Origin of the sequence: Desulfovibrio sp. X2 (assembly GCF_000422205.1) — a bacterium.
GTDB lineage: Bacteria > Desulfobacterota > Desulfovibrionia > Desulfovibrionales > Desulfovibrionaceae > Alkalidesulfovibrio.
Window position 1 is genome coordinate 82316 of the sequence record NZ_ATHV01000006.1, and the last position, 25095, is coordinate 107410.

Sequence of the window (25095 nt, forward strand, 5' to 3'; positions counted from 1 at the left end):
CGACAACACGCGAGCATCACCTTGAGCGAGCAGGAATCCACCGCCCCGAACGATGTCGAGCAGCGACTCGACGTCTATCAACGCAAGCTGACGCTGCTCAAGGAACGAGGCGCCCTCAGGGACAACGCCGAACGCGAGATGCTCCTTGAGTTCATCCAGGCCAACCACAGCCGGATCAACGAATTTCCCCTGCTGCCCGTGCAGCAGAACGGCCTCATCAACATCCTCTGCATCCGCTCCGGCTCGCATCCCGCTCAGGAACTCCTCAAGCGCAGCCTGGCGGGCTTCCTCCATCTCCTGACCCAGTACGAGAAGGCCAGCCTGACGCGCAACGCGCAGGAGATCGAGACACTGCGACGTTCCATCGTCAACGCCGAGACGATCCTCATCAAGTTCCTGCAGGGCGCCGTCTATGCCGCCTCCCTGGCGCACGACAACTTCGAGGAAGTGATCATCGCGCACTTCGGCGAGGAGTCCATCTCCACCATAGACGGCATCACGGAACGGCAGGAGATGAACGAGCGCTTCTGGCGCGAGATCCTCGAGACCTTCGTCACCACGCACGTGAGCGAGGCCTACGACGCCCTCATGCAGGGCGAGAAGTACCTCCTGCGCAAGGAGCAGAGCTTCCTTGTCCTGCAGTTCAGCCTGGACGACGTGCTGGCGAGGCTCAAGCGCACGGACAGGACCATCGAGAAGACCCGAGTCCAAGCCCTGTACGAGCAGTGCAAGCGGGACAAGGACGCGACCATCAAGCGCAAGCTCGTCTTCGAGATGCTGCTCGGCGAGGAGCTGCTGCCCGCCTCGGTCGTCTCGCGCGAGGAGAAGCTCTATGCAGCCACGGTGGCCTGCATGGACGTGGTGGCGGAACAGCTGGTGGAGAAACTCCGCCAGCAGGGCGACGACGTGCCCCCGGAACGACGGGAGATCGAGAAGCAGCAGCTGGCCTTCGTCCAGGAACAGGTCCTGTCCATGGCCGTGGGTGCCCTCCTCACCCTGGGAGTGGTGCGCGAAGATTTTCTGATTCCCATCGGCTCGCTGGGCATGGCCGACCCCAAGCAGCTGCGCGGGGTGATCGGCAATTTCGAGCTGCACAGCCTGGACGCGGCGCTGCTTGCGTGCATCGAGGGGCAATTCCTCTCCCTGCTGCGCGAGCGCAAGGCGGACGAGGGCAACAAGGTCCTGATCAAGACGCAGCGCGCCCGCCGGGTGGCGATGGACCGCCTCGAGGCCCTGGCCCCCCTGGGACTGACCAAGATCCGGCGCCACAAGCTCTTCGAGCAGGACAGGAACAACCCGCAGCAGGCCGTGTTCATTCCCCGCAACACCCGGGAACTGCAGCACGTGCTGCACCTGCTCCAGACGGATCCGGCCTTCGCCCAGGCCCTCCTGTCCGTGTGGGAGGAAGCCGCGGTCACGATCGAAATCATGGTCATGATCAATCTCGAGGTCGTGGCCAAGACCAGCACCAACCTCAAGGCCAGACTGGCCGGCATCCTCGGAAAATTCGGAATCCGCGGCGGCTGAGCCGCCTGCTACCCGTCCTTGGGCGCGGCAAGGGCCCGCCGGATGAACTGCACGGCCTCGTCGTAGAAGTTTTCCGGGCTGAAGGGGTTCAGCAGGCGCGTGCGCACGGAGCCGACGATGCCTGCGAAGACCGCGGTGGCGAGCTTGAAGGGCTCGGCCCTGACCACACTGCCGTCCTCCATTCCCTGGGCGAGATAGTCCGCGAGAACGCGCACCATGCCTTCGAAACGGCTGACGATCTCGTCCTTGTTCACGTCCCCCTTGAGGTCGCTGTAGGGCGAACAGCGCACGAGGACCATGAAGTCCGGCCCTGCAGCCAGCGTGTGGGCGAAATAGGCCGAGACGAACCCCACCACCTTCGCGAGTCCCGTATCTCCCCGGCCGGCACCGGCCACGGCTGCGGCCTCGATCTCGTTCAGCACGGACAGGGTGGAGGCCACGAAGAGCTTTTCCTTGCTCCCGAAATAGTGGGTGATGAGGCCGAGCGCCACGCCCGACTTCTCGGCGATACGCTTGAAGGTGGTGTCGGAATAACCGAGTTCTCCGAAAAGCGTTCGAGCCGCTGCCAGAATCTTGTCCTTGCTGCTCATCGTCACGGCACGGCTCCTTTTTCGGTCAGCGATCTGGATGTACCGATGTCTATGGCGTACCGCCGTCCGGAACGTCAAGCCGCGAACACCGCGGAAAGCAGGCGTCCTCGGCCGTCATCTCCCCTTTTTCGCGCAGACGTCGACGACGCCCGCGGCCTGCAACCCGGATGAACTCACGATCTGCTTGACGAAGACCTCGCCCGTGTCGCTGCGGAAGAGCAGCTTGCGGCCGAAGCGGCCGCCCACGCTGGAGGCCGCGACGCGCAGGCCGTGATGCTCGAGCACGGCCAGGGCCGTCGACACGTTGCGCCGTCCCACGTCGAACCCCTTGCCGGGCATGATCCCGGCCCCGCCGAAGACCTTGGCCTCGAGGTGCCTCCTGTGGCAGCCGCAGGAGGCCAGCTGCTCCAGCACGGCGGCGATGGCCGTGTCCACGAAGCGATAATGGTTCAGGGGTTCTCCGGGCTTGCAGTGGTCCCTGGCCTCGGGCAGGAGGGCGTGGAAGATGCCCCCGATCTGACGGCTGCGGGCGTGGAAGGTCACGGAGACGCACGAACCGAGCACCGTGCGCACGAAGCACGGCGTGTCGTAGAGCCCCCCCTCCCCCACGCTCAGGAAGACCGACGGCAGAGAGGCCAGTTCGGACTGCAGGTCCCGGTCCACTAAAACTCCTCCCCGTCCATCCCGATCAACTGCTCGCCGCTCAGTCCGAGATTGCGCAACACCTCCTGTACGGCCCCGACCTCGACGGGCTTCGTCAGGTAGACGTCCGCGCCGGACTCGAACTGTGCGTCGAGCACGTGCCCGCTGTCCGAGAGGCAGGAGATGACCACGATGCGGGAGATGTCGCAGAAATCCAGACCGGCCGCCGCTTCCATCTCCCTGATCTTGCGGCAGGCGGTCAGGCCGTCCACCTCGGGCATCATGATGTCCATGAAGATCGCATCGTAGCGCCAGCCGTCCTCCATGGCCCGGGCGACGCTGAGCACGGCTTCCATCCCGCTGGCCGCCATGTCGCACTCGCCCAGGGGAGTCAGAATGCCCTGCAGGAATCTGCGGGCGGAACTGCTGTCGTCGACCACCAGAAAACGAGGCATCGCCCCCCCTTTTTTTATGTAGTCCATAACATATCGGATTCTTGGGATTGCGCAAGAACCCTCGACGGTTTCCTTTCTTCCGTGATAGATAGCTGAGGCACAATCGTTTCGACAGGTCGCGGCCGGTTCGGTACGCAGCGGAACAGGCAAGGAACATGGCTGAATTCGATCTCCCCGAATACCGCGTCTCCGTGGACCAGCTCGAGCCCGGTGTCTTCATCCGCCTCGAAAACGTCCGCTGGTTCGAACATCCTTTCCTCTTCAACAGCTTCAAGATCAAGAACCAGGAGCAGATCTCGATCCTGCGCCAGATAGGCGTCAGCGAGGTCATCTGCGTTCCGGAGAGGAGCGACCGCCTGCCCGGGCGCCACAAGCCCGAATCCGCCGCCCCGGCGCCCGCGCCCGAGAAGGACCGCGAGGCCATGACCGCCCTGTGGGAGGAGAAAAAGGCCCGGGCGGAGCGACTGCAGAAAAAGCGTGAACGCATCGCCCGCTGCGAGGAGCGCTATGCGAGCTCCATCAAGCAGGTCACGGAAATGCTGCAGGGAATCGTGGCGGGCCGCACCGGGGCCATCGCCGAGGCCGCGCGCTTCGTGGCCGAGATGACCGAGTTCTTTCTCTCGGACGCGGAATCCACCCTGCACCTGATCAACGTCATGGGACAGGTCGAGCGCATCTACTACCATTCCCTGAACGTGGCAGTGCTCTCGCTGATGCTCGGACAGAAGGCCGGGTTGGACGCGGATTCCATGAACGCGCTCGGCATGGCGGCCCTGTTCCACGACGTGGGCAAGGCGCGCATCGAGAAGAAGCTCCTGCGCAAGCGGGGCCAGCTCAGCACCGCCGAACGGGCGGTGGTCGAGCGCCACCCGCTGATGGGCGCGGATATCCTCTCCAAATCTCCGGACTTTCCCAAGAACGCCCTGGAAGGCGTGACCCAGCACCACGAACGGTTCGACGGCTCCGGCTACCCGAGGAGGCTCACCGGGGCCGAAATAGGCGTGCAGGGCCGCATCCTTGCGATCTGCGACGTCTACGACAACCACTGCAACCACCCGGACCCGCTGGCCTCCTATACGCCCTACCAGGCCCTGTCCTACATGTTCACCCAGCAGAAGGGGCTCTTCGATCCCGAGATGCTGGCCCTGTTCATCCGCTGCCTCGGGGTCTACCCCCCCGGCACCGTGGTGCAGCTGACCAATGGATCGCTCGGCATGGTCGTCTCGGTCAACCCGGACAACCAGCTCAACCCGAGCGTGCTCGTCTACGATCCGGACATCCCGAGGAAATCGGCCCTGATCATCGACCTCGGAGAGGAATCGGAGCTGGCCATAGAGAAGAGCATCCGCATCAACCACCTGCCCTCGGAAATACTCGACTACCTGAGCCTCAGAAGCCGCATCACCTACACGGTGGAACTCGCCGACGGCTGAGTCCCGGAGCGCTCGGCGCAGCGACGGGATCAACCCTCGGCGAGCTTGTTCAGGCTCTCGGCGAGCCTGCGCTTGAGCAGGGGTTTCATCAGGAGATCGCGCACACCCGCCGCGCGCATGGACTCGGGCGAGACGGCGTCGCTGAATCCCGTGCAGAGGATGACGGGCAGACCGGGCCTGAGCTTCGTGGCCCGCTCGGCCAGTTCGAGCCCGGTCAGGCGCGGCATGTTCTGGTCCGTGACCAGCAGGTCGAAGCGGCCGGGGTCGGCAGTGAGGCTCCTCAGCGCCTCGGGCGCGTCGACGTGCCCCTCGACCTCGTAGCCGAGGGATTCCAGCATCTCCCTGCCGATCTCCACGAGTGCGGGCTCGTCGTCCACGAAGAGCACCCTGCCCCCTGCCTGGGGCGAGACGGGCGGCAGTTCCGCCTCGGCCTCGGCCGCGCGGTCGGTCTTGGGGAGCAGGACGTGGAAGACCGTGCCCTCGCCGGGCTCGCTCTCGACCTTCACCGTGCCCTCGTGGCTGCGCACGATGCCGTGCACCACGGCCAGCCCCATGCCGGTGCCCTCGCCCGGACGCTTGGTGGTGAAGAAGGGGTCGAAGATCCTGTCCACGAGGTCGGGGGCGATGCCGTGGCCCGAGTCGCGCACGGACAGGCGCAGATAGGCCCCGGGCCGCACGCCCGGCATGGTGCGGGCCATGTCCGCGTCCACGCTCTCGTCGGCCACGGTCACTTCCAGGAGCCCGCCGCCCTCGCGCATGGCGTGGGCCGCGTTGGTGCACAGGTTCAGAAGGATCTGGTGCAGCTGGGTCGGGTCCGCGGCCACGAGATCGTCCTCGGTCTCGATGCGCTGCCGGATCTCGATGTTCGCGGACAGGCTCGAGCGCAGGAGCTTCAGCGCCTCCTTGACCAGCGGAACCACGTGCAGCGGCTTCTTCTCCTGCCCGCCCTGGCGGCTGAAGTTCAGGATCTGCTGCACGAGATCACGGGCGCGCTGCCCGGCGGTGACGATGGCGTGAAGCCTCCGTTCGAGGGAGGTTCCCTGCTGCGCATCCTCGAGCACGATCTCGGCGTAGCCGAGAATCACGCCCAGGATGTTGTTGAAGTCGTGGGCGATGCCCCCGGCCAGGGTGCCGAGCGCCTCCATCTTCTGGGCCAGACGCAGCTGCTCTTCCAGCTTCTTGCGCTCGGTGATGTCGTAGAAGTAGCCGCGGATCTCGACGATGACGCCGTCCTCGTCCTCCACGCCGTTGAAGCTGGCGATGAGCCAGATGCGCTCGCCGTCCTCCCTGCGATAGGCGGTCTCGATGTTGCGCAGGGTCCGTCCCTGGGCCAGGGCATCGAACAGGGAAACTCCGTCAAGGACGTCGAACTGCACGTCCTGCACGGCGAACCCCAGGGCCTCATCCGGCGTCTTGTAGCCGAAAATGATGGCGAAGGCCTCGTTGCAGGCCACCACCCGGCCGTCTGCACCGGTCACGAAGTTGCCGGTGATGTCTTCGTCGAAGAGCAGGCGGTAGCGCTCCTCGCTGCGCTTGAGGCGCTCCAGCACCTGCACGCGCTCGGCCAGCTCCTGCTTGAGCTGCTCGTTGGCCCGGCCGAGTTCGGCCGTGCGCTCCTCGACCGTCTCCCAGAGAATGGTGTTCAGGTCCTGGTACTGCCGCTCCGCATGCCACTTGGTGCACAGCGAGAGGGCGAGCTGGCGCAGCTCCTGCGGCTTGAAGGGCTTCTGCAGGTAGAGGAGCTTCTCCGGCGGGGCGACACGGCGGTTGAGCTCGGCCAAGGAGACGTCCGCGAAGCCCGTGACCATGACGATCTCGATTCCCGGGTCCAGGGCCCGGATGCGGGCCGCGGCCTCGATGCCGTCCTGGGTGCCGCGCAGGCGCACGTCGATGAGCGCGACGGAAAAGGGATCGGACTCGTCGAGCGCCCGGCGCACCGTGTCCACTGCCTCCTCGGCGCCGGTGCACAGGCTCAGGTCGAAAACATGGGCGGCCTGGTCCTGGCCGCCCCCCCCTTCCCCGCCCCCCAGCGCTTCGAGCAGGCGGGCACCCTCGGTTTCCAGGCAGAGGATGTCGCGATAGAGCCCGAGAATCGCTTCCTCGTCGTCGACCGCCAGGATGCGGTAGGTGTGGGGAATGGCTTGCGGCATGGGACGCGGCGCCTCGCTCGCCGTCCCTGATGTGTACTGTGTGCCGCGCAAAAAGAAAAGACGGCCGGCCTCATCGGCCAGCGAACGGCGTCTTCGCGGCGCATATCGCCGGACTTCCGGCACGGGAACGGCCATGTCAGAGCGAGGCAGCCATCCGGGAGGTCGCAGAATTCACGTCGGAGTGCAGCGGCACGGCGCAGGAATCGGAAAGGTCGAGTCCCTGCGGCGGCGACGACTTGGCGGCCAGGGCTTCGCGAACGCTCGCGAAGTTGCCCCAGACCACGCGGTACCAGGTGCCGCGATCGCCCAGGTCGGCCGTCTCGATCGCGGCCGGGATCCCCTTCGATTCGAGCTTGCTCACGTGGGCCAGGGCGTGCTCCTCGCTCTTCCAGGAGCTGACCAGAAGTCCCCAGCCGCGCGCCTCGCCCTGCGCGGCCAGAACGACCTTCGGGGCGGCGGCCTGCCTGTTTTGCACGGATGCCGCCTGGGCGATCTGCGCCGCATGCGTGGTCTTGGCGGCAACGGTCTTCTGCGGCGCGACAGGCGCCGCCGAGGAGACAGGTCCCGTTCCCTGGGCACCGTCAGGCTTCGCAGCAGGCTCGGTGGCGGGAACGGCAACAGGCGCCGCGGTCGGCTGGATCGCCGGGTGCGCAGCCGGGCGTGCGGCCGGATGTACGGCCTGGCGCACGGCTGGATTCACGGCAGGCTGGGCCGCGGCCGGGCTCACGGCCAGCGGCACCTCGGGAGCGGCGGCGGGCACGGACGGAACAGCAGGAGCGGCGGCAGGCTGCGTGGCGTGGGCCGCGGCCAGGCGCACGCGCTTCAGGTTCTCGCTGGCCTGGGGGTAGAAGACGGGCGAGATCTCCAGGGCCTTCTGCAGATGGTACATGGCCCCCGCGTAGTCCCCCTCGAGGAAGAGCACGTAGCCGAGGTTGTTGTGCGCCTGGGCCTCGCTTCCCGCGCAACGGAAGGCCTGCAGGGCGTCGTCGTTGCGTCCGAGGCGGGCCAGGGCCAGGCCCAGGTTGTTGCAGGTCCTGGGCTTGGTGCCGCCGCTCCGCACGGCCCTGCCGAAGATGTCCACGGCCTGCGCGTACTGGCCGAGCATCATCCGGGCCACGCCCAGGTTGTTCAGCGCGTCCAGGTCTCCCGGGCGCAGGGAAAGGGCCTTTTCATACTGCGCCACCGCGTTCTGGTAGTCCTCCCTGCTGTCCAGGACCGCGCCCAGCAGCAGATGCGCCTCGAATTCCTGCGGGCCGGGAATGGCGGCCGCCTTCTCCAGGAAACCTTCGGCCTTGTCCGGGAGACCGGCCGCGAAATAGATGCGCCCGGCCTCGAGGTTGGCGGCCGGATTCTCCGGCGCCTTGGCCAGCACGGCCTTGATGGCCTCCATGGCCTTCTGCGGCTCGTTGCTCCTGCGCAGGGCGTCTGCCTCGAGCAGCAGCGCCTGGATATCGTCCGGACGGAGCCTCAGCGCCTTGGCCGCGTGCCACACGGCCTGCTCGGCCTGGCCGTTCTCCACCAGGGCCCGGCCCATGGCCATGTGCTGCTCATAGGTCAGATCCTGGCCCGCGTTGTCCAGGCGGGACATCCAGTCGCGCAGCTGCTCGTTGCCGTGCGGATCGCTCTGGGCGGCGCATCCCGACAGGACCAGGAGGAGTCCGAGGACGGAAAGGGTTGGCAGGAGAAGGGAACGGACGCGCATGACGACCTCCTAGTGGTTGATGCGGGCGAAAACGTCCATGAGCTGCAGCGCGGCCGGGCCGATGATGACCACGAACAGCGCGGGCAGGATGAACAGGACCAGGGGGAAGAGAAGCTTGACCGGCAGCTTGGCCGCGGTCTCCTCGGCCCTCTGGAAGCGCTTGTTGCGCAGGGTTTCGGAATAGACGCGCAGCGTGGTGGCCACGGACGTGCCGAAGGAGTCGGCCTGGATGAGGAGCGTCACCAGGGAGTCCACGTCGTCGAGGCCCACGCGCATGGAAAGGTTGCGCAGGGCGTCGTGCCGCTTCTTGCCCGCGCGCAGCTCGAGGGTCAGATGCTGGAGTTCGCGGCAGATCTCCGGGGCGCTCACGCTGACCTCGTGCGACACCCGCTCGATGGCCTGGTCGAGCCCCATGCCCGCTTCCACGCAGACCACGAGGAGATCCAGGGCGTCGGGCAGCTCGTTCAGCAGGGTCCGCTTGCGGTTGTTGGTGCGCGAACGCAGCCACAGCTCGGGCAGATAGTAGCCGAGGCACCCGCCGCCCGCGGCCAGCAGGGCGAAGAGCTTCTTGACGGCGGGCAGCGGCACGGCGAAGCGCATGACGAAGGCCAGGCCGACGAAGACGAGGACCAGCACGAAGCGCGAGCCCCAGAAGACCAGGGGCGCGTGCGCGCTGCGCAGTCCCGCCTGCAGGAAACGGACGCGCTGCGCGGTCAGGGTTTCCCGATCCTTGGGGGCGATCTTCTCGCCGATCCTGCCCACCTGCTCCACGAACCAGCTCTTCAGACGCAGCCGCACCCTGGGAGCGGATTCCTCGGTGACCAGGACCATGCGCCCGGCGGCGCGCTCCAGGCGCTCGCGCACACGAACGGTCTCCCGGTTGCCCGGCAGGAACCTGGCCAGGACGAGCATGGCCATGAAGACGGAAAGCACGAGGAAGAGGAGCGCGACGAAAGGCAGAACGGTGGTCGTCATGACGTCCTCCCTAGACCTGGATGTTGACCATGCGGCGGATCCAGAAGATGCCCTTGGCCATGCTTATGCCCGCGCCCAGGAGCATGATCTTGCCGAGCTCCTTGGTCCACAGGACGCTTATGTAGCCCGGGTTCAGAACGTAGATGATGAGTCCCACGGCGAAGGGCAGGCAGACGAGGATGATGGCCGAAAGCTTGCCCTCGGCCGAGAGGGTGCGGATCTTGCCTGCGAGCTTGAAGCGTTCGCGGATCAGCGTGGCGATGCAGGTCACGAGCTCGGTCAGGTTGCCGCCGGACTCGCGCTGGATGTGCACGGAGACCACGAAGAGCTTGAGGTCGAGGGAGTCGATGCGGCGCAGGAGGTTGTTCATGGCCTCGTCCACGGACAGGCCGAAGTTGATCTCGTCGAGCGTCTTGGCGAATTCCGGGCCGATGGGATCGTCGCACTCGTCCGCGATCATGCGCAACGAGCCGGTGAAGGCGTGTCCGGCCATGAGCGCGCGCCCCACGAGGTCCAAGGCATCCGGCAGCTGGCGCTCGAACTTCTTCATGCGGGCGGTGACCCGGCGCTTGAGCCAGAAATACGGCAGCAGCGCTCCCACGGGGGCCAGGAGAAAGGCGACCAGGCCGTTCAGGAGCAGCAGTCCCAGGATGTAGAAAAGGAGTCCCGCGACCGCGGCCGCGAGGACGATGGTGCCGCCCGACGTCTTGAGTCCGGCGCGGCGGACCATCTCCGAGATGTCCGCGGCCTGGGCCAGGCGCTCGAACAGGCTCTTGTCGTTGCCGCGCGAACTCTGGCGCAGGATGCCGGCGGAGACGGGACCGAGCCCCTGGGCCGCCAGGCGGTCGAGCCGCTCCTTGGCCTCGTCGCGGGCCTCGTTCGTCGGAAAGAGGAGCCCGATGAGAGCGTTCACGATCAGGAACACCGCCGCGATCCCAAGAGCCAGCGCCAGCCAGGCCATGGTCCCCTCCTACGGCCGCCACTCGGACGGCGCGAAAATGTTCTCGGCGAGCTTGACGCCCATGGCCTCCAGCCGCTCGGCGAAACGGGGGCGGACGCCCATGGTGCGGAAGTAGCCCTCGACCTTGCCCTTCCCGTCGATGCCGGTCTGCTCGAAACGGAAGATCTCCTGCATGGTGATCATCTCGCCCTCCATGCCCGTGACCTCCTGGAAACTGACGACCTTGCGGCTGCCGTCCGCCAGGCGCTGGCCCTGGATGATCACGTCGATGGCCGAGCTGATGAAACGCCGCATGGCCGTGGCCGGGAGGTTCATGCCGGCCATGGAGACCATGGTCTCCAGGCGCATGAGCGCATCGCGCGGGGTGTTGGCGTGGATGGTGGTCAGGGAGCCGTCGTGGCCGGTGTTCATGGCCTGGAGCATGTCCAGGGCCTCGGCGCCGCGCACCTCGCCGATGATGATGCGGTCCGGACGCATGCGCAGGCAGTTCTTGACCAGGTCGCGCTGCGTCACCTCTCCCCTGCCCTCGATGTTCTGCGGCCTGGTCTCCAGGCGCACCACGTGGTCCTGCTTGAGCTGCAGCTCGGCCGCGTCCTCGATGGTCACGATGCGCTCGTCCGAGGGGATGAAGCGCGAAAGCACGTTCAGCAGCGTAGTCTTGCCCGAGCCGGTGCCGCCGCTGATGAGGATGTTCAGGCGGGCGCGCACGATGCCCTTGAGCACATCGCCGATCAGCGGGATGACGGCGCCGAAGCGGACCAGGTCATCGAGTTCCAGGGGGTCGCGGGAGAACTTGCGGATGGAAACCGAGGCGCCGTCGATGGCCAGGGGCGGGATGATGGCGTTGACGCGGCTGCCGTCCATGAGACGGGCGTCGACCATGGGGGAGGATTCGTCGATGCGACGGCCCACGCGCGAGACGATGCGGTCGATGATCCGGCGCAGGTGCCCCTCGTCCTTGAAGCGCGCGCCCGTGCACTCGAGCTTGCCGTGCCGTTCCACGTAGATGTGCAGGTAGGAATTGACCAGGATGTCGTTGACCGTGTCGTCCTTGAGGAACGGCTCGAGCGGCCCGAGGCCGAGCACCTCGTCCTGGATCTCGGCGATGAGCGCCAGGCGCTCGGAGGAGTTGAGTGGGGACTGGGCGAAATCCTCGCGCAGGATGCGCTCGCCGAGGCGCGCGATCTCCGCCCTGACCTCGACCTCGGGAACCTTGTCCAGCATGGAGAGGTCGAGGAGGTCGAGCAGGCGGTCGTGGATGCGCGTCTTGAGCTCGTAGTAGCCGTCGCTCTGCTCGCGGGCCTGCTTGGCCGGAGCGGGCGCGGCAACCGTCGCGGCGGCGGGAGCCGGGGCCGCGGGGGCGGCCGGGCGCCGGGGCTGCTGCGCGGCAGTGCGGGCCGGGGCGGAAGCGCGGGTCAGTCTGGCTGCGAGATCCATGAGGTGCTCCTCTAGACGGGCTGCGGGGCGCTGTTCTTACGGTCCACGGTCTGCCCGCCGGTCTGCCCGCCACTCCGGCGGATGACGCCGAGCACGCGCGGAAGAAGTCCCTTGCGCGCGGACTTGGGAGCGGCCACGGGCACAGGGCCGAGCTCCGCGGCCAGATGCCGCATGGCCTTGGCCACGCCGCTCTTGGGCGCCACGTCCACTAGGGGCTTGCCGCGGTTCACGGCCTGCATGCAGGCCGCCGCGTCGTCCGGCACGAGGCGGGTGACGGGCTTTTGCAAAAGCCCCTGCACGTCGGCCGGGCCGATCTCCTGGTCCTTGAGCCAGCGGTTGCCGACCAGCCTCACCCGCTCCCCCAGGGCCTCGTCCTCGGCGCGGATGCCTTCGAGCATGCTGCGCGCCGCGGCCAGACACGGCAGGGTCAGGTTCATGACCAGAACGATCTCGTCCGCCTTGCGCAGCACGGCGAGCGCGGCATCGTCGAGCACGGGCGGCAGGTCCACGACCACGCTGTCGGCGACCTCGCAGGCCCGGTCCAGGAGCATCTCGGCCGTCTCGGCCGTCAGCAGGTCCTGCTCGGAAGCCTCGTTCGGTCCGGGCAGCAGGCGAACGCCGGAGGAATGTTCGGCCAAAAGCCCCTGGAAGAAGGCCGTGTCGCAGCGAGCGGGATCGCGTGCCGCCTCGGCCCAGGACCAGGCGTACTCGACGTCCAGGAAGAAAGGGATCTCCGGGCCGGGCCTGACCATGTCCAGGAGGGCTGTGCCGCCGTGGCCGGACATGGCCACCGCGAGGTTCACGGCCAGGGTGGTCGCGCCCATGCCGTGCTTGACGCCCATGACCGCCACCACGCGGCCGCGGCCGTCGGAGAGGCGGCCGTCGCCTACCGTGCCCGCCATCTGGCGCTGGCCGGCGGTGTACCGCTGCAGCGCCTGCTCGAACTCGCCCTCACGCAGGGGGAGCAGCAGGATCTCGCGCACACCGGCGCGCACGGCCTCGACCAGGAACGCGGGATCCTTTTCCAGCGTGACCATGAAGATGTCGCGCACCACGCCGCGCGCGAGGGCTCGTCCGAGGCGGGCGAGATCCTCGCCGGGCTCGTCGCCGGGCTCGAAGACGAGCAGGGAGCCTTCAGCCGGGGCGTCCTGCTCCAGCAGCGCATAGTTCGCATTCGCGGCCAGGATTTCGGCGAGACGCTCGCGCAGGCCGGGCGTGCGGACGGCAAGGGTAAGGGGAATGGCGTTGCTCACGGGCTCCTCCTGCTATCGGCTCACCTTGACGGAGAAACTCCCCTGCGAATTGTTCGACTGCACCAGGGGAGTCTTGTTGACCATGCGGAAGTTCTTCATCACTGCGTCGGCCTTCTGGCCGTCCAGCCCGGTCACGGGAGTCGGCTCGGCCGGGCTGGGGTCAAGCGTCTGCGAGGCCACGGCCGCGCGCACCGAACCGCCCATCGGGGCCGGGACGGGCTCCTGAGGGTACAGGGTCGAGCACGAGGCCGCGCTCAGGGCCAGGAGAAGGACGGGGATCAGCAAGATGATTCTCATGACGTTTTCTCCTGCCTGCCTACTGGGGAAGGGTGTGGCCGAACTCGCCGTCGAAGCCCGACTCGGGTCCGGAGCCCTTGACGGCCGGGGCCGAGTTGAGCCCCAGGTCGAATCTGCCGCCCTGGGTGTCGCCGAAGAGGTAGAACTCCACGTCGTTCGGCTCCTTGAAACCGTCCGTGGGCAGGGTCTGCGCGGCCATGTCCAGCGGCTTGACCAGATGCGGGGTGACGATGATCACGAGCTCGCTCTCGTTCTTCTGAAAGGCCGAATCGCGAAACAGGCTGCCCAGGATGGGCACGTCGCCGAGCACGGGGAAGCGCTGCACGTCCTCGCGCATGGAGTCCTTGATGAGCCCGGCGATGGCGAAGCTCTGTCCGCTGTCCAGCTCCACCACCGTGGAAGCGCGGCGCGTGGTGATGGCCGGGATGGTCACGCCCGAGATGGAGATGGCGTTGCTGAAGTCGAGTTCGGAGACCTCGGGGTTGACCTCGAGGCTGATGCGCTTGCCGCCGAGGACCGTGGGCCTGAAGGAGAGGCCCACGCCGAAGGACTTGAACTGCACGGCCACGGTGCCGAGTCCCTGAGGGATGGGGATGGGGATCTCGCCGCCGGCCAGGAAGTCGGCCTTCTCGCCGGACAGGCAGACGAGGTTCGGCTCGGCCAGGACCTTGACCACCCCGTTCTCCTTCAAGGCGTCGATGAAGGCGCTCCAGTAGGCCCCGCCCTGCTTGAAGGTGAAGGCCATGTCCACGTCGTTGGAGAGGATGAACTTGCCTTCCTTGTCGAAGGCAGTGAGCTGGTTGAGGAAGGTGTGGAAGACCTGCCCGTGCAGGAGCTGTCCCTCGAAGGCGTAGGCGAGGTTGATGCCCAGGCGCCTGGCCAGGGTGCGGCTCATCTCGGCCACGCGGACCTCGAGCATGACCTGCTGCACGCCGCCCACCCGCATGAGATTGACCACCTTCTTGGGGGCGTAGGCCTCGGCCAGGGTCACGGCCGAGGAAAGGGAGGCGGCGCTGCTGGCCGTGCCGGAAAGGGTCACGGAGTCGCCCGCCACCATGACGTGGATGCCGCGCTCCTCGGGCAGGATCTTGTGCAGCATCTCTTTGAGCGGCGTCACGTCCGGGGTCACGATCAGGTCGTAGACCGCGGACACGCGGCCGCTCGCGACCCACACGGTCAGGCTGGTGGAGCCGGTCTTCTTGGCGTTCAGGTAGATCTGGCGCGGCGAGAGCAGCATCACGTCGGCGATGTCCGGCGAGGCCAGGGCCACGCGCGAGACGTTCTCGGGCACGTTCAGGACCAGGGAATGCCCGGTGGTGAGGTCCACCCGTGTCGGCGTGATGCCGGTGGCGTCGGCCGGAACGGCGTGGGCCTCGGTGCCGGCCAGGAAAACAAGAATCAGGGCTATGAGGATGATGCGTCCGGTGGACATGGCACGTCTCCTAGAAAGACAGCTTCTTGCGCGCGCTGCCGGTGATGATCTCGACCTGCATCAGCTTCCTGCCGTGCACGACCTTGCGCGCAGGTGAGAGCGCCGAGAGGGTCTGGGGCACGTCCGCGCCGCTCGTCAGCACCTTGCTATCGTCCAGCGTGCTGCGCAGGGCGAAGTTGAGCATGCCCTTGGAAGCGGCAAGAGCCAGGCGCTCCGACTCCTCGGGAGTGACCTCCAGGGTGTAGACGTCCACGGGAGCCGCCTTGCCGTCTTCGCCGGCATCGAGCTTCTCGCCCGTGGCCAGCACCAGGATGTTCTCGAGCACGATCTTGCTGAAGGGATGGGGATGTTCGGCCCCATGGCCCTTCTTGCCGTCGTTGTCCATGGTCACGAGCACGTCCACGCGGTTGCCGGGACGGACGAAGCCCGCGAGCCCCATGACCTTGTTGCCCATCACGGACACGGCGCGGTGGCCGGGATCGATGAGCGCGCTCACGCCGCCCATGGCGATGGCGTTATCGGCCAGCTTGGCGCGGGTCACGGGCTCGCCCTGGCTGAGGGGAGCGACCAGGACCCTGCCGTCGAGCTCCTTGAGGTCGGAGAAGGACTGGTCCGGGACGCTCTCCTTCAGATAGGGCACTGTCTTGAGCATCCCCGGGGCGATCTTGGTGCCCGGGGACAGGATGCGCGACGCCACGACCACAGGCGAGGTCTCGGGGGCCACGGCAGGCTTTTCGGCCGTCCTCACAGAGGCCATCCAGTACAACGCGATGCCGCCGGCCATGAGGGCCATGAAGGCGGCGACGCCGATCTGCAGAAAAGTCTTCCCCTTGCTCATGACGGCTATCCCAGGTGCAGCAGGTCAGGGGTCCAGACGGCCATGGCCATGCGGGCCCAGCAGCCGGCGGCGATGGCCAGGCCGTAGCACAGACGGGGCAGGCGGGTGTCGTCCGTCGGAGCGGTCCAGGTCAGGCTGCCCGTGGCCGCGGTCAGAAGGAGCGAGTCCTTGAGCGCCAGCAGGCGGGCGCGGAACGCGGTGCGGCGGCAGCAGATCACGGCCAGCGCGTACACGCCGCCGAAGAGGCTCGTCAGGATGAAGGCCTCGACGATCCACCACGTTCCCATGACCGCCCCGGCCGCGGCGAGGAGTTTCACGTCGCCCGCGCCCATGACGCCCATGAGGAACGGCAGGAGCATGAGGCCGAAGCCCACGCCGAGCCCGGAAAGAGAAAAGAGGAATCCACCGGAGCCGCCGAGGATGCCGTGCGCCGCAAGGGCGACGACCATGGCGGGATAGGTCAGCCAGTTGGGAATGCGCTGCTCGCGGACGTCCGTGACGCAGGCGATGGCGAGAACGATCGAAAGAAAACCGTTGAGCGCGATGTCCATGTCTCCCCCTAGGTTCGCGCGTGAGCCTCAGAAGCGATGTGAAAGGGGTGGCACCTGGCGGTTGATCGCCCGGGCGCCACCCCTTTCGCGACGAGGCGAATGTCCTGGCCTGCCTAGCTGGCGGGCGTGACGCTCATCTTGCTCGCGATCTGGTTGAAGGTGTTGGACACGTTGGTGCCCAGGGTGGTGACGGCGGTCACGATGGCGGCGGCGATCAGGGCGGCGATCAGGCCGTACTCAAGAGCGGTGGCGCCTTCGTCGTTGCGGATCAGCTTCATGATGGTCTTCATTGTGTTCCTCTCCTTGAATGAATGGTGTTCTGAAATTTTCCAGGTGGGGGGGCCATTTCCCCGTGCCGATGCCCTCTTAAAGGCAACCTGCGTGCCAACCCCGTCCGAGACGGAAGAAAATCCCGCAGAATATTTAAAAATTGTTTAATTACGGTATGATATATGACTGAGCGCAACGCACAGAAATACGTGCACCCCTCTTCTGGGCGCTACCGATAGCGGAAATCGATCCATTATTCAGGGAGAAGAAAGAAAGGAAAGAAGCTTTTTAAACGGCTGTTCAGATATATAAGATTTTGAAATTTCAGGATAAATATGGCAGTACAAGAAACAGGGAGTCATCCATTATAAATAGAAAGGCTGTCGTGAGGCGCATCACTCCATTGAAGTCGGGTCGATGGAGTGCTTCTGAAGCTTGTTCCAGAGGTTCTTGGCGGAGATGCCGAGCAGCTTAGCCGCCTCGGTCTGCACGCCGCCCGCCTGGCGCAGGGCGGAAAGGATGAGGTTCTTCTCGTAGAGGGTCACGGCCTCGCGCAGGGGCAGGGAGGGATCCACCTGCATGGGGACGGCGGCCGGGGCCGTGTCCCTGCTGCGCGCGCCGCCGTATCCGAAATCGATGTCTTCGGCGCTGATCTCCTCGCCGTGGCGGAAGATGGCCGCGCGCTCGAGCACGTTGGCCAGTTGGCGCACGTTGCCGGGCCAGTCGTAGTCGAACAGGGCGCGCATGGCCTGCGAGGAGAGGCGGGGCAGCCCGGTCTTGAGCTTGGCCGCGAGCCGCGTGAGGAAGAACTCCGCGAGCTGGGGCAGGTCGTCCTTGCGCTCGCGCAGGGGAGGTAGGTGTATGGACGCCACGTTGAGGCGGTAGAAGAGGTCCTCGCGGAACTTGCGCTCCTTGACCTGCGCGGCCAGATCCACGTTGGTGGCGGCCACGATGCGCACGTCGCAGGCGATGGGGCGCGAGCCGCCCACGCGCTCGATCTGCTTGAGCTCCACGGCGCGCAGGAGTTTGGGCTGGAGATGCAGAGGCATGTCGCCGATCTCGTCGAGCAGGATGGTTCCGCCCGAGGCCAGCTCGAACTTCCCGCGCCGCGTGGCCAGGGCTCCCGTGAAGGCGCCCTTCTCGTGGCCGAAGAGCTCGCTCTCCAGCAGGTTCTCGGGGATGGCCGCGCAGTTGACCTTGACGAAGGGGCCCTCCGCCCGGGCGGACAGCGCGTGGACCGTGTCGGCCACGAGCTCCTTGCCCGTGCCGGTCTCGCCGATGACCAGGACCGTGGAGTCCAGCGGCGCGACGCGCTCGATCAGATCCTTCACCCGCCACATGGCCTCGCCCTGGCCGATGATCCGGCCGAGCGGCCCCTCCTTGTCCAGGGTGCGGCGCAACGAGCGCACCTGCCGCTGCAGGCGCTGTTTCTCCAGGGCGCGGCGGATGACGATCTCCATCTCGGCCAGGGAGAAAGGCTTGGTGAAATAGTCGTAGGCCCCGCGGCGGATGGCCTGCACGGCCGAGTCCTTTTCCGCGTAGGCGGTCATGATGATGATCTCCGTGCTCGGGCTGGCCTCACGGAAGTGGGGTATGGCCTCTATGCCGCTCATGCCCGGCAGGCGGACATCCAGCAGGATGAGATTGTAGACGCCCGAGGCGGCGGTGCGGATGCCCTCCTCCGCGGAGGCGGCGCAGTCCACGGCGAATCCCTTCTCGCCGACCGCCTCGCGCAGCATTCCCTGGAAGGCGATGTCGTCGTCGACGATGAGGATGCGCGGAGCGCTGTCTGTCCTATCCATAGTATATAGACCTCTGGCGTACGGGCTGTGCTGTTCCGGGATGCGGCAGGTATGCCTTCATCCATTTTTCATGGAACGATGACCACATATTTTGGTTGAGTCAAGCTTTTTTCCCCAAATGATGGATTAGGCCACTTGCAAAACAAGCCACTGAAATAATAAATAATTTTTGCAAAACGAAGGCTATGATGAACTTGGCATAACCATTGCTTTAAGGTGTGCAGCGGAGCGTATGCCATGAACTACGAACTCATCAGAAGATTGATCAGGGGCCGGGAATCCGAGCGCGGCGTCATGGCCGTGGAATTCGCCCTTGTCCTGCCGATGCTCGTCCTGCTCTTCGGCCTGATGGTCGAGGGAGCCAACGCCGTGCGCGTGTACGCCACCCTCGTCGACGCCAGCCGCGAGGCGGCGCGCACCATCCTTCGCGACGGCAACTCCACGGAGGCTCCGGCCGTGGTCAAGGCGCTCACCGCCGACCTCAGCGGGAATTCGCCGACAACCTCCGTGACCACCGATTCCGCCACCAATACCGTGACCGTCGAGGTACAGTATGCCTACCAGTCTTTCTACGGAGCCGACGGACTGCTCAACTCGCTCATCGCGAGCGCCCCGGTCTTCAAGGCCCGCACTACAATGCCTCTTTCGTAGGCTCGCCAGGCTCGCGGGGGATCTGGGCGCGTCGCCCGTCCTCCTCGCCGTTCTCCTGCCGGTGCTCGTGGGTGCGGTCGGCATGGCCGTGGATCTGGGCAACCTATACCTGGCCCAGACACGCCTGCAGGCGGCCACGGACGCCGCAGTGCTGGCCGGAAGCCTCAAGCTGCCCGACGATCCGGACCTCAGCAAGGGCAAGGTCTCCCAGGCGGTCAACCAGCTCCTGACCACGAACCTGCCCGACGCCGTGGTGGAATCCCTCACCCCCGGCACCATCTACCGCAGCGTCACGGTCACCACCAAGGCCAAGGTGCCCATGCTCCTCATGCAGGTCCTGGGCGTCGGCGACAAGTGGGTCACGGCCAGCGCCACGGCAGGCTACAACAATCTCGAGGTGGTCTTCGTGCTCGACAACACGGGCAGCATGAGGGGCACGCCGATCACCATGGTCAAGAGCGCCACAGCGAACCTCATCGACCTCATCCTGCCCGCCGGGGGCGCCGCCGACACCAAGATCGGCCTGGTCGGCTTCCGCGGCAAGGTGCGCGTCGGCTCGAACGTGGACGGTCTGCCCGCCGGTTGCCGCAACGCGGACGGCTCCGTGAACACGGGCATCAACTCCGCCTTCATGTCCATGTACTGGGCGCTGCCCTCCTACAGGCGCAATTCCATCGACCTGGACACCTGCAGCAACATCCCCGAAATCCTCCCCCTGACCTCGAACCGCAGCGACATCTTCGCCTCGTTGGCCACGCACACAGCGGACGGCCCGGCCTCGGGCACGGTCATCTCAGAAGGCATCAAGTGGGGCCGCAACGTGCTCACGCCGACGGCGCCCTACACCCAGGCCAGCTCGGACCCCAAGTACAGGAAGATCATGATCCTGCTCACGGACGGCGACACCGAGGACGGAAAGTGCGGCGGCAACTACGCGGCCACCTACGACCCCAACAACTACTGGACCAACGCCTACTACGGCATGGGCGACACCCACAGCCATTGCGAGAACGGCGGCGCGCTGAACCAGGCCATGCTCGACGAGGCCCAGAAGGCCAAGGACGCGGGCATCGAGATATTCTCCATCCGCTACGGCGACTCGGACTCCACCGACATCACGCTGATGAAGGCCGTGGCCTCGAGCCGCGCGGGAACGACCGACCACTACTTCAACGCCCCTTCGACCAACGACCTCGACGACATCTTCAAGCAGATCGGCCGCCAGCTCGGACTGCGGCTCATCAAATAGGAGGCGGTGATGCACGCCATGTTCGGAAGAAGGCGGGACGGGGAACGCGGGTCGAGCGTGGTCGAATTCGCGCTGTTTTTTCCCGCGATGATCGCGCTCTCCATGCTGCTCATCGAGGGCGGGAACATGTTCCGCGCCTGGCTCACGCTGCACAAGTCCGCCCAGACCGCGGTGCGATTCGCGACCACGGGCCAGGGGGACGAGGACGGCAGCCGCCTCTCGCAGATCGTGGCCCAGGCCAGGCTCATGCAGGAAGACCTGCCCGGCAATTCGCCGGTCATGGACGTGGACGTGTGCAGCCGGACCAAGCCAGACATGAGCCTGCCCTGCACCGGAGCGGACCCGGGCGGCCCCTGCGAGATGGTCCAGGTGGAGGTGCGCTACAGCTACCAGCCCCTGACCCCGTTCGCGGCCGACCTTCTGCCCAGCGACCTGACCATGGAGGCCACAGAGCGCGGAATCAACGAACCGTGGAAGGTCTGCCCCTGACACGGACGGCTAGTCGAACTCCTCGCGCAGACGGCGTTCGAGGGATTTCCTGACGGATTCCGCCTCGAGGATGGCGCCGCCGTCCCGATTCCCGTCCTCGTCGCCACCGCGGCGCACCGGGTAGAGGACAGCACGGTCACCGTCCAGGAAGACCTCGACCTCGTCTCCGGCAGAAAGGCCGAAATGGGCCACCACGTCGTTCGGCAGCTGGACAAGCCCTGCTCCGACCACTTTCACCCGCATGGACCTTCCCTCCTGATCCTTTCTACGCCCCCACCGCGGCCAGGGCAACGCGTGACGGGAGGCGGGCGCGATTTTACGCTTTATCGCCTGGTTCGCCTCACGTATCGTGCACAGTGAGGAAAAAAGCCATGCGTAAAACGACACGCGGCAGGCGGGGGAAGCCCCCGCGCAAAAGCAGCCTGGTCCGCCGCCTCATCGAGGAGACGGTCGAGGACGTCATCTGGACCGTGTCTCCCGAACTGTCCCTGACCTACGTCTCTCCTTCCATCCAGACACTCAGGGGCATCGGCGTCCGCCAGGCCCTCGACGAGGATCTCGCGGCGACGATGACGCCGCGCTCGTGGGCGACGCTGCAACGCGCGAGCAGAAAGCTGTTCGTCGACGTCGGGCGTGGGGAGCACGGGCATGTCAGCCGTTTCGAACTCGAGCTGCTCCATGCCGACGGCTCCCCGGTGTGGGTGGAAGTCGTCTTCCGCCCCCTGCTCGGCGCGGACGGGGATATCGAGGGATTCCTCGGCGTTTCGCGCGACATCGGGGAGCGCCGCGCTGCCGAGGCCGCGCTGCGCACGAGCGAGAGGCGCTACCATGCCCTGTTCGAGAACCTGCGCAGCGGCTTCGCCCTGCACGAGATCATCCCTGGGCCGGACGGCGCAAAGGACGTCCGCTTCATCGAGGTCAATCCGGCCTTCGAGCGGCTGACCGGACTGGCGCGCACCGACATCCTCGGCCGGACGTCCGGCGAGATACTTCCGGAGGTGGAGCCGGGCTGGATCGAGGACTACAAGCGCATGGCCGATGACCCCGCTCCCTCCACGGCCGAACTCTACAGCCCGCGCCTGGACAGGCATTTCGAATTCTCCGCCTACCGCCCCGAGCAGGACAAATTCGCCCTGCTCGTAAGCGACGTCACGGAACGGACCAGGGCCGAGGACGGGCTGCGCAGGGCCAAGGAGTCCGCCGAGGCCGCGAACAGGGCCAAGTCCGAGTTCCTGGCCAACATGAGCCACGAGATCAGGACCCCCCTGCACGGCGTGCTCGGCATGCTCCAGCTTCTCTCCTCCACCACGCTCGACGAGGAGCAGACGGGCTACGCCGACATCGCCCGGGAATCCGGCCGCCATCTCCTGGCCGTGCTCAACGACATTCTCGATCTCACCCGACTGCAGGCGGGCAAGATGTCGCTGCGCTCCGAAGCCTTCTCGCTCAGCGGGCTCATCGGCATGGTGGTCAGCTCGTTCGCGGCCACGGCCAAGGAGAAAGACATCCGCCTGCAGTGGGACCTCGATCCGCACCTGCCGCCCACCCTCCTCGGAGACGACGCCCGTATCCGTCAGGTCCTGTTCAATCTCGTGGGCAACGCGCTCAAGTTCACGGAAGAAGGCTTCGTCCGGGTGCGGGTCATGCCCCTGCCCAGCCGATGCGAGGCGCACGTCCGCGTCTATTTCGGCATCGAGGATTCCGGGATCGGCATCGCCGCGGACAAGCTGTCCGAGGTCTTCGACTCCTTCACCCAGGTGGACGCCTCCCTTGCCCGGCGCCAGCAGGGTTCCGGGCTCGGACTGCCCATCGTGCGCCAGATGGTGGAACTCATGGGCGGCGAGGTATGCATGGAGAGCCTGCCGGGCGAAGGCACCACGGTCGCCTTCTCGCTCCTCCTGCCCGCGGCGGATCCCGAGCAACACCGGGCGGCCCGATCCGACGAAGCGCCCGGCACCCCGCGCGCCGTCCGGCCCTTGCGCCTGCTCGTGGCCGAGGACGAGCGCATCAATCAGCTCGTCATACGGCGCCAGCTCGAGAAGATGGGACACCACGTGACCTGTGCGGGCAACGGCGCCGAGGTCCTGCCCGCCCTGGAGCAGGGAACCTTCGACGCCGTGCTCATGGACATCCAGATGCCGGTGGTCAACGGCATCGAGGCCACGCGGCGCATCCGGGCCGCATCCCACCTCGGCCCCAAGGCGCGTATCCCCATCGTGGCCCTGACCGCGCATGCCCTGCGCGGAGACAGGGAGCGATTCCTGGAGGCGGGCATGGATCTCTATCTCATGAAACCCTTCCAGACCGAGGACCTCGTGCGCGTCCTGGCCTCCCTCCCCCTCCCGGAGGACGGAGAGGCCGCAAGAAGCCCTGCAGACGAGCCCGCGCCTCCTCTCTCCAGGCCTTCCTGAAGAAGCCCGCTCCCTATGCTCCGGCAGTTCCAGCCGGGAAAAAGGACTTGTGTTACAATTGTATGAAGGATAGCAGCATGTTTTGGGCGCGCTGGAGGACATATTTGCTTACCTGTACGAGCACTCACCGGGGAGATGAGGTGCACCCGCATGGCTTTGCCCGACGATTCCTCAGCATGACGCTTCATCCCCATCCAGGACGACTTCCGGCTGGCTCGCCCTGCCCGTGCCCCGCACGCCGAATCCCGGCCGTGCCCCGCATCAATTCCATCCGAAACGAAAAGCCTCTGCCAACCTGCAACCAGGAAAGCCGCCATGTCCATTGAATCGTTCCGCGCACTCGCCCTCGTGCTCACCCTGCTGTTCGCCGCCCTGCTCGCGATCCTGCCGACCCTGACCACGAGCGCCGCCGTGGCCGGCGGTGCCGCCGTCCTTTGCGCCGTGCTGCTCGGGGGGGTGATCCTCGTCTTCAGTTCCCGGCTCATCGCCACCCTGCGCGCCGATGCCGAGACGGCAAGACGCATCCACGCCGGTGACTACGCGGCGCGGATCGAGCCGTCCGGTTCCGGCGTGCTCGGCGAGGCCCGCACGGCAAGCGCGACGATGCTCGACGACCTCAAGCAGCGGCTCGGCCTGGCCAAGGGCGTCATGGACTTCATGGTCACGCCGTTCGTGGTCACGGATCTCGAGGAAAACTTCATCTTCGGCAACCAGCGGCTGATCGAGATGCTTCAGCACACGGGAAAGCCCGAGGACTACTACGGTCAGAACGTGGCCGTCTTCTTCTACGGCGAGAAGCGCGACACGGTGCTCGGCGTGGCCATGCGCGAGAAGCGCTCCATCAGCAAGGAAGTGGTCTTCACGGGCCGCAAGGGGCGCAAGCTCCACATCAACATCGACGCCTCGCCGCTCTACGATCTCGAGGGCAGGATGATCGCGGCCCTGTGCGTGTACACCGACCTCTCCGACGTGCGCATGTCCGAGGCCAAGCTGACCCGCCAGGGCGAGAAGATCGCCGAGGCGGTGCGCCAGATCGACACGGTCTCGCAGAAGCTCTTCGGCACGGCCTCCGAACTCACCGCACAGGTGCACGAGGTCAACCAGAACTCCTGTCGCCAGGCGGAACGGGCCATGGAGACGGCGCGCGCCATGGGCGAAATGAACTCCGCCGTGCTCGAGATCGCGCGCAGCGCGAGCGACGCCGCGTCCGAGGCCGACATGGCCAAGACCAAGGCCTACGAGGGAGCCGAGGTGGTGGAGAAGGCGGTGCACGCCATCGCCGAGGTCTCCAGGCTCTCGGCCGAGCTCAAGCAGAACCTGGACGGCCTGGGCAGACGGGCCGAGGCCATCGGCCGGATCATGGACGTCATCTCGGACATCGCCGACCAGACCAACCTGCTTGCCCTGAACGCCGCCATCGAGGCGGCGCGCGCCGGAGATGCGGGCCGGGGCTTCGCGGTCGTGGCCGACGAGGTCAGGAAGCTGGCGGAAAAGACCATGAACGCCACCAAGGAAGTGGGCGACTCCATCCTCGCCATCCAGCAGGACACCAGGGCCAACGTGGAGGGCATGGACAAGGCCGCCCAGGCCGTGGAGCTCTCCTCGCAGCTGGCCGGTGAGTCGGGCTCCGCGCTCAAGGAGATCGTCTCCCTGGTCCTGCAGACCACGGACCGCATCCGCGCAATCGCCGCGGCCTCGGAGCAGCAGTCCGCCTCGAGCGAGCAGATAAACGTCTCGGTCGAGGCCGTGCGCCGGTCCTGCGACGAGACCTCGCAGGAAATGGGCCGCGCCACCACGGCCGTGACCGAGATCAACAGCCTGGCCCAGACCCTGCGCGGCGTGGTGCAGGAGACCCTGTCCTGATTCGGGCCAAAGCCGCGCACGGGACATGATACGATCCGAAACAAGATCGGAAGAGCGGTTCAGCAGGAATGCCGAGACCGGGAGCTAATCTCGTATGCCGTCTTCTGCTTGTAAAAA

At 66.4% G+C, this 25095-nt stretch carries 23 protein-coding genes; 7 read left to right on the forward strand and 16 right to left on the reverse strand.

Annotated features, from left to right (window positions below):
* The first annotated feature begins 21 nt into the window (after positions 1 to 21).
* The gene (locus tag DSX2_RS03000) at positions 22 to 1527 is read left to right on the forward strand and encodes a hypothetical protein (RefSeq protein WP_020879559.1); all 1506 of its coding nucleotides are present in this window, start codon (positions 22 to 24) and stop codon (positions 1525 to 1527) included.
* 8 nt (positions 1528 to 1535) lie between these two features.
* Here the strand turns inward: DSX2_RS03000 and DSX2_RS03005 are convergent, their stop codons facing one another.
* The 3 genes from DSX2_RS03005 to DSX2_RS03015 form a co-directional block, all read right to left on the reverse strand.
* On the reverse strand, positions 1536 to 2117 hold the full coding sequence (locus DSX2_RS03005; RefSeq protein WP_052014666.1) for a TetR/AcrR family transcriptional regulator: 582 nt from the start codon (positions 2115 to 2117) through the stop codon (positions 1536 to 1538).
* A gap of 114 nt (positions 2118 to 2231) precedes the next feature.
* Positions 2232 to 2780 carry a chemotaxis protein CheD gene (locus tag DSX2_RS03010; RefSeq protein ID WP_020879561.1) on the reverse strand — a complete coding sequence of 183 codons (549 nt, stop codon included), beginning with the start codon at positions 2778 to 2780 and terminating at the stop codon, positions 2232 to 2234.
* Positions 2780 to 3214: a PleD family two-component system response regulator gene (locus DSX2_RS03015; RefSeq protein ID WP_020879562.1), complete on the reverse strand. Its 435-nt coding sequence runs from the start codon at positions 3212 to 3214 to the stop codon at positions 2780 to 2782. Before DSX2_RS03015 ends, DSX2_RS03010 begins: the two co-directional genes overlap by 1 nt.
* A 155-nt stretch (positions 3215 to 3369) precedes the next feature.
* Here DSX2_RS03015 and DSX2_RS03020 point away from each other — a divergent pair, with 155 nt between their 5' ends.
* Positions 3370 to 4647 carry an HD-GYP domain-containing protein gene (locus tag DSX2_RS03020; protein WP_020879563.1) on the forward strand — a complete coding sequence of 426 codons (1278 nt, stop codon included), beginning with the start codon at positions 3370 to 3372 and terminating at the stop codon, positions 4645 to 4647.
* Positions 4648 to 4676: 29 nt separating this feature from the next.
* On the opposite strand, the gene DSX2_RS03025 is transcribed toward DSX2_RS03020, so the two are convergent.
* The 12 genes from DSX2_RS03025 to DSX2_RS03080 form a co-directional block, all read right to left on the reverse strand.
* Complete coding sequence (locus DSX2_RS03025; RefSeq protein WP_020879564.1) at positions 4677 to 6797, reverse strand: response regulator; 2121 nt, start codon at positions 6795 to 6797, stop codon at positions 4677 to 4679.
* Positions 6798 to 6933: 136 nt separating this feature from the next.
* Positions 6934 to 8499 (reverse strand): tetratricopeptide repeat protein, encoded by a 1566-nt coding sequence (locus tag DSX2_RS17400; RefSeq protein WP_020879565.1) that lies wholly within the window; start codon positions 8497 to 8499, stop codon positions 6934 to 6936.
* A gap of 9 nt (positions 8500 to 8508) precedes the next feature.
* The gene (locus DSX2_RS03035) at positions 8509 to 9474 is read right to left on the reverse strand and encodes a type II secretion system F family protein (RefSeq protein ID WP_020879566.1); all 966 of its coding nucleotides are present in this window, start codon (positions 9472 to 9474) and stop codon (positions 8509 to 8511) included.
* A gap of 10 nt (positions 9475 to 9484) precedes the next feature.
* Positions 9485 to 10435 carry a type II secretion system F family protein gene (locus DSX2_RS03040; protein ID WP_020879567.1) on the reverse strand — a complete coding sequence of 317 codons (951 nt, stop codon included), beginning with the start codon at positions 10433 to 10435 and terminating at the stop codon, positions 9485 to 9487.
* A 9-nt stretch (positions 10436 to 10444) separates the two neighbouring features.
* Positions 10445 to 11872: a CpaF family protein gene (locus DSX2_RS03045; protein WP_020879568.1), complete on the reverse strand. Its 1428-nt coding sequence runs from the start codon at positions 11870 to 11872 to the stop codon at positions 10445 to 10447.
* An 11-nt stretch (positions 11873 to 11883) separates the two neighbouring features.
* A complete protein-coding gene (locus DSX2_RS03050) occupies positions 11884 to 13125 on the reverse strand; it encodes a P-loop NTPase (RefSeq protein ID WP_020879569.1) in 1242 nt (413 codons plus the stop codon).
* Positions 13126 to 13137: 12 nt separating this feature from the next.
* Positions 13138 to 13422 carry a hypothetical protein gene (locus DSX2_RS03055; protein ID WP_020879570.1) on the reverse strand — a complete coding sequence of 95 codons (285 nt, stop codon included), beginning with the start codon at positions 13420 to 13422 and terminating at the stop codon, positions 13138 to 13140.
* A 19-nt stretch (positions 13423 to 13441) separates the two neighbouring features.
* The gene (locus tag DSX2_RS03060) at positions 13442 to 14854 is read right to left on the reverse strand and encodes a type II and III secretion system protein family protein (RefSeq protein ID WP_020879571.1); all 1413 of its coding nucleotides are present in this window, start codon (positions 14852 to 14854) and stop codon (positions 13442 to 13444) included.
* Positions 14855 to 14864: 10 nt separating this feature from the next.
* Entirely contained in the window at positions 14865 to 15692 is an 828-nt protein-coding gene (gene cpaB, locus DSX2_RS03065) for a Flp pilus assembly protein CpaB (RefSeq protein WP_020879572.1), read from the reverse strand.
* 5 nt (positions 15693 to 15697) lie between these two features.
* Positions 15698 to 16243 (reverse strand): prepilin peptidase, encoded by a 546-nt coding sequence (locus tag DSX2_RS03070; RefSeq protein WP_020879573.1) that lies wholly within the window; start codon positions 16241 to 16243, stop codon positions 15698 to 15700.
* A gap of 113 nt (positions 16244 to 16356) precedes the next feature.
* The gene (locus tag DSX2_RS03075) at positions 16357 to 16533 is read right to left on the reverse strand and encodes a Flp family type IVb pilin (protein WP_020879574.1); all 177 of its coding nucleotides are present in this window, start codon (positions 16531 to 16533) and stop codon (positions 16357 to 16359) included.
* Positions 16534 to 16908: 375 nt separating this feature from the next.
* Positions 16909 to 18315 (reverse strand): sigma-54 dependent transcriptional regulator, encoded by a 1407-nt coding sequence (locus tag DSX2_RS03080; protein WP_020879575.1) that lies wholly within the window; start codon positions 18313 to 18315, stop codon positions 16909 to 16911.
* A 237-nt stretch (positions 18316 to 18552) separates the two neighbouring features.
* Here DSX2_RS03080 and DSX2_RS03085 point away from each other — a divergent pair, with 237 nt between their 5' ends.
* Genes DSX2_RS03085 through DSX2_RS03095 form a run of 3 tightly spaced genes read left to right on the forward strand, consistent with a single transcriptional unit; the run spans position 18553 to position 20704 of the window.
* On the forward strand, positions 18553 to 18966 hold the full coding sequence (locus DSX2_RS03085; protein WP_020879576.1) for a TadE/TadG family type IV pilus assembly protein: 414 nt from the start codon (positions 18553 to 18555) through the stop codon (positions 18964 to 18966).
* On the forward strand, positions 18869 to 20215 hold the full coding sequence (locus DSX2_RS03090) for a pilus assembly protein TadG-related protein (protein WP_084486394.1): 1347 nt from the start codon (positions 18869 to 18871) through the stop codon (positions 20213 to 20215). Before DSX2_RS03085 ends, DSX2_RS03090 begins: the two co-directional genes overlap by 98 nt.
* 18 nt (positions 20216 to 20233) lie before the next feature.
* Positions 20234 to 20704, forward strand: a complete 471-nt coding sequence (locus tag DSX2_RS03095) for a TadE/TadG family type IV pilus assembly protein (protein ID WP_236615067.1) — start codon at positions 20234 to 20236, stop codon at positions 20702 to 20704.
* Between the two features lie 9 nt (positions 20705 to 20713).
* Here the strand turns inward: DSX2_RS03095 and DSX2_RS03100 are convergent, their stop codons facing one another.
* Entirely contained in the window at positions 20714 to 20947 is a 234-nt protein-coding gene (locus DSX2_RS03100; RefSeq protein ID WP_020879579.1) for an AbrB/MazE/SpoVT family DNA-binding domain-containing protein, read from the reverse strand.
* Between the two features lie 128 nt (positions 20948 to 21075).
* On the opposite strand from DSX2_RS03100, the gene DSX2_RS03105 reads away from it, so the two are divergent.
* On the forward strand, positions 21076 to 23115 hold the full coding sequence (locus tag DSX2_RS03105; RefSeq protein WP_020879580.1) for an ATP-binding protein: 2040 nt from the start codon (positions 21076 to 21078) through the stop codon (positions 23113 to 23115).
* A 315-nt stretch (positions 23116 to 23430) separates the two neighbouring features.
* Entirely contained in the window at positions 23431 to 24978 is a 1548-nt protein-coding gene (locus DSX2_RS03110; protein WP_020879581.1) for a methyl-accepting chemotaxis protein, read from the forward strand.
* Positions 24979 to 25095: the final 117 nt, after the last annotated feature.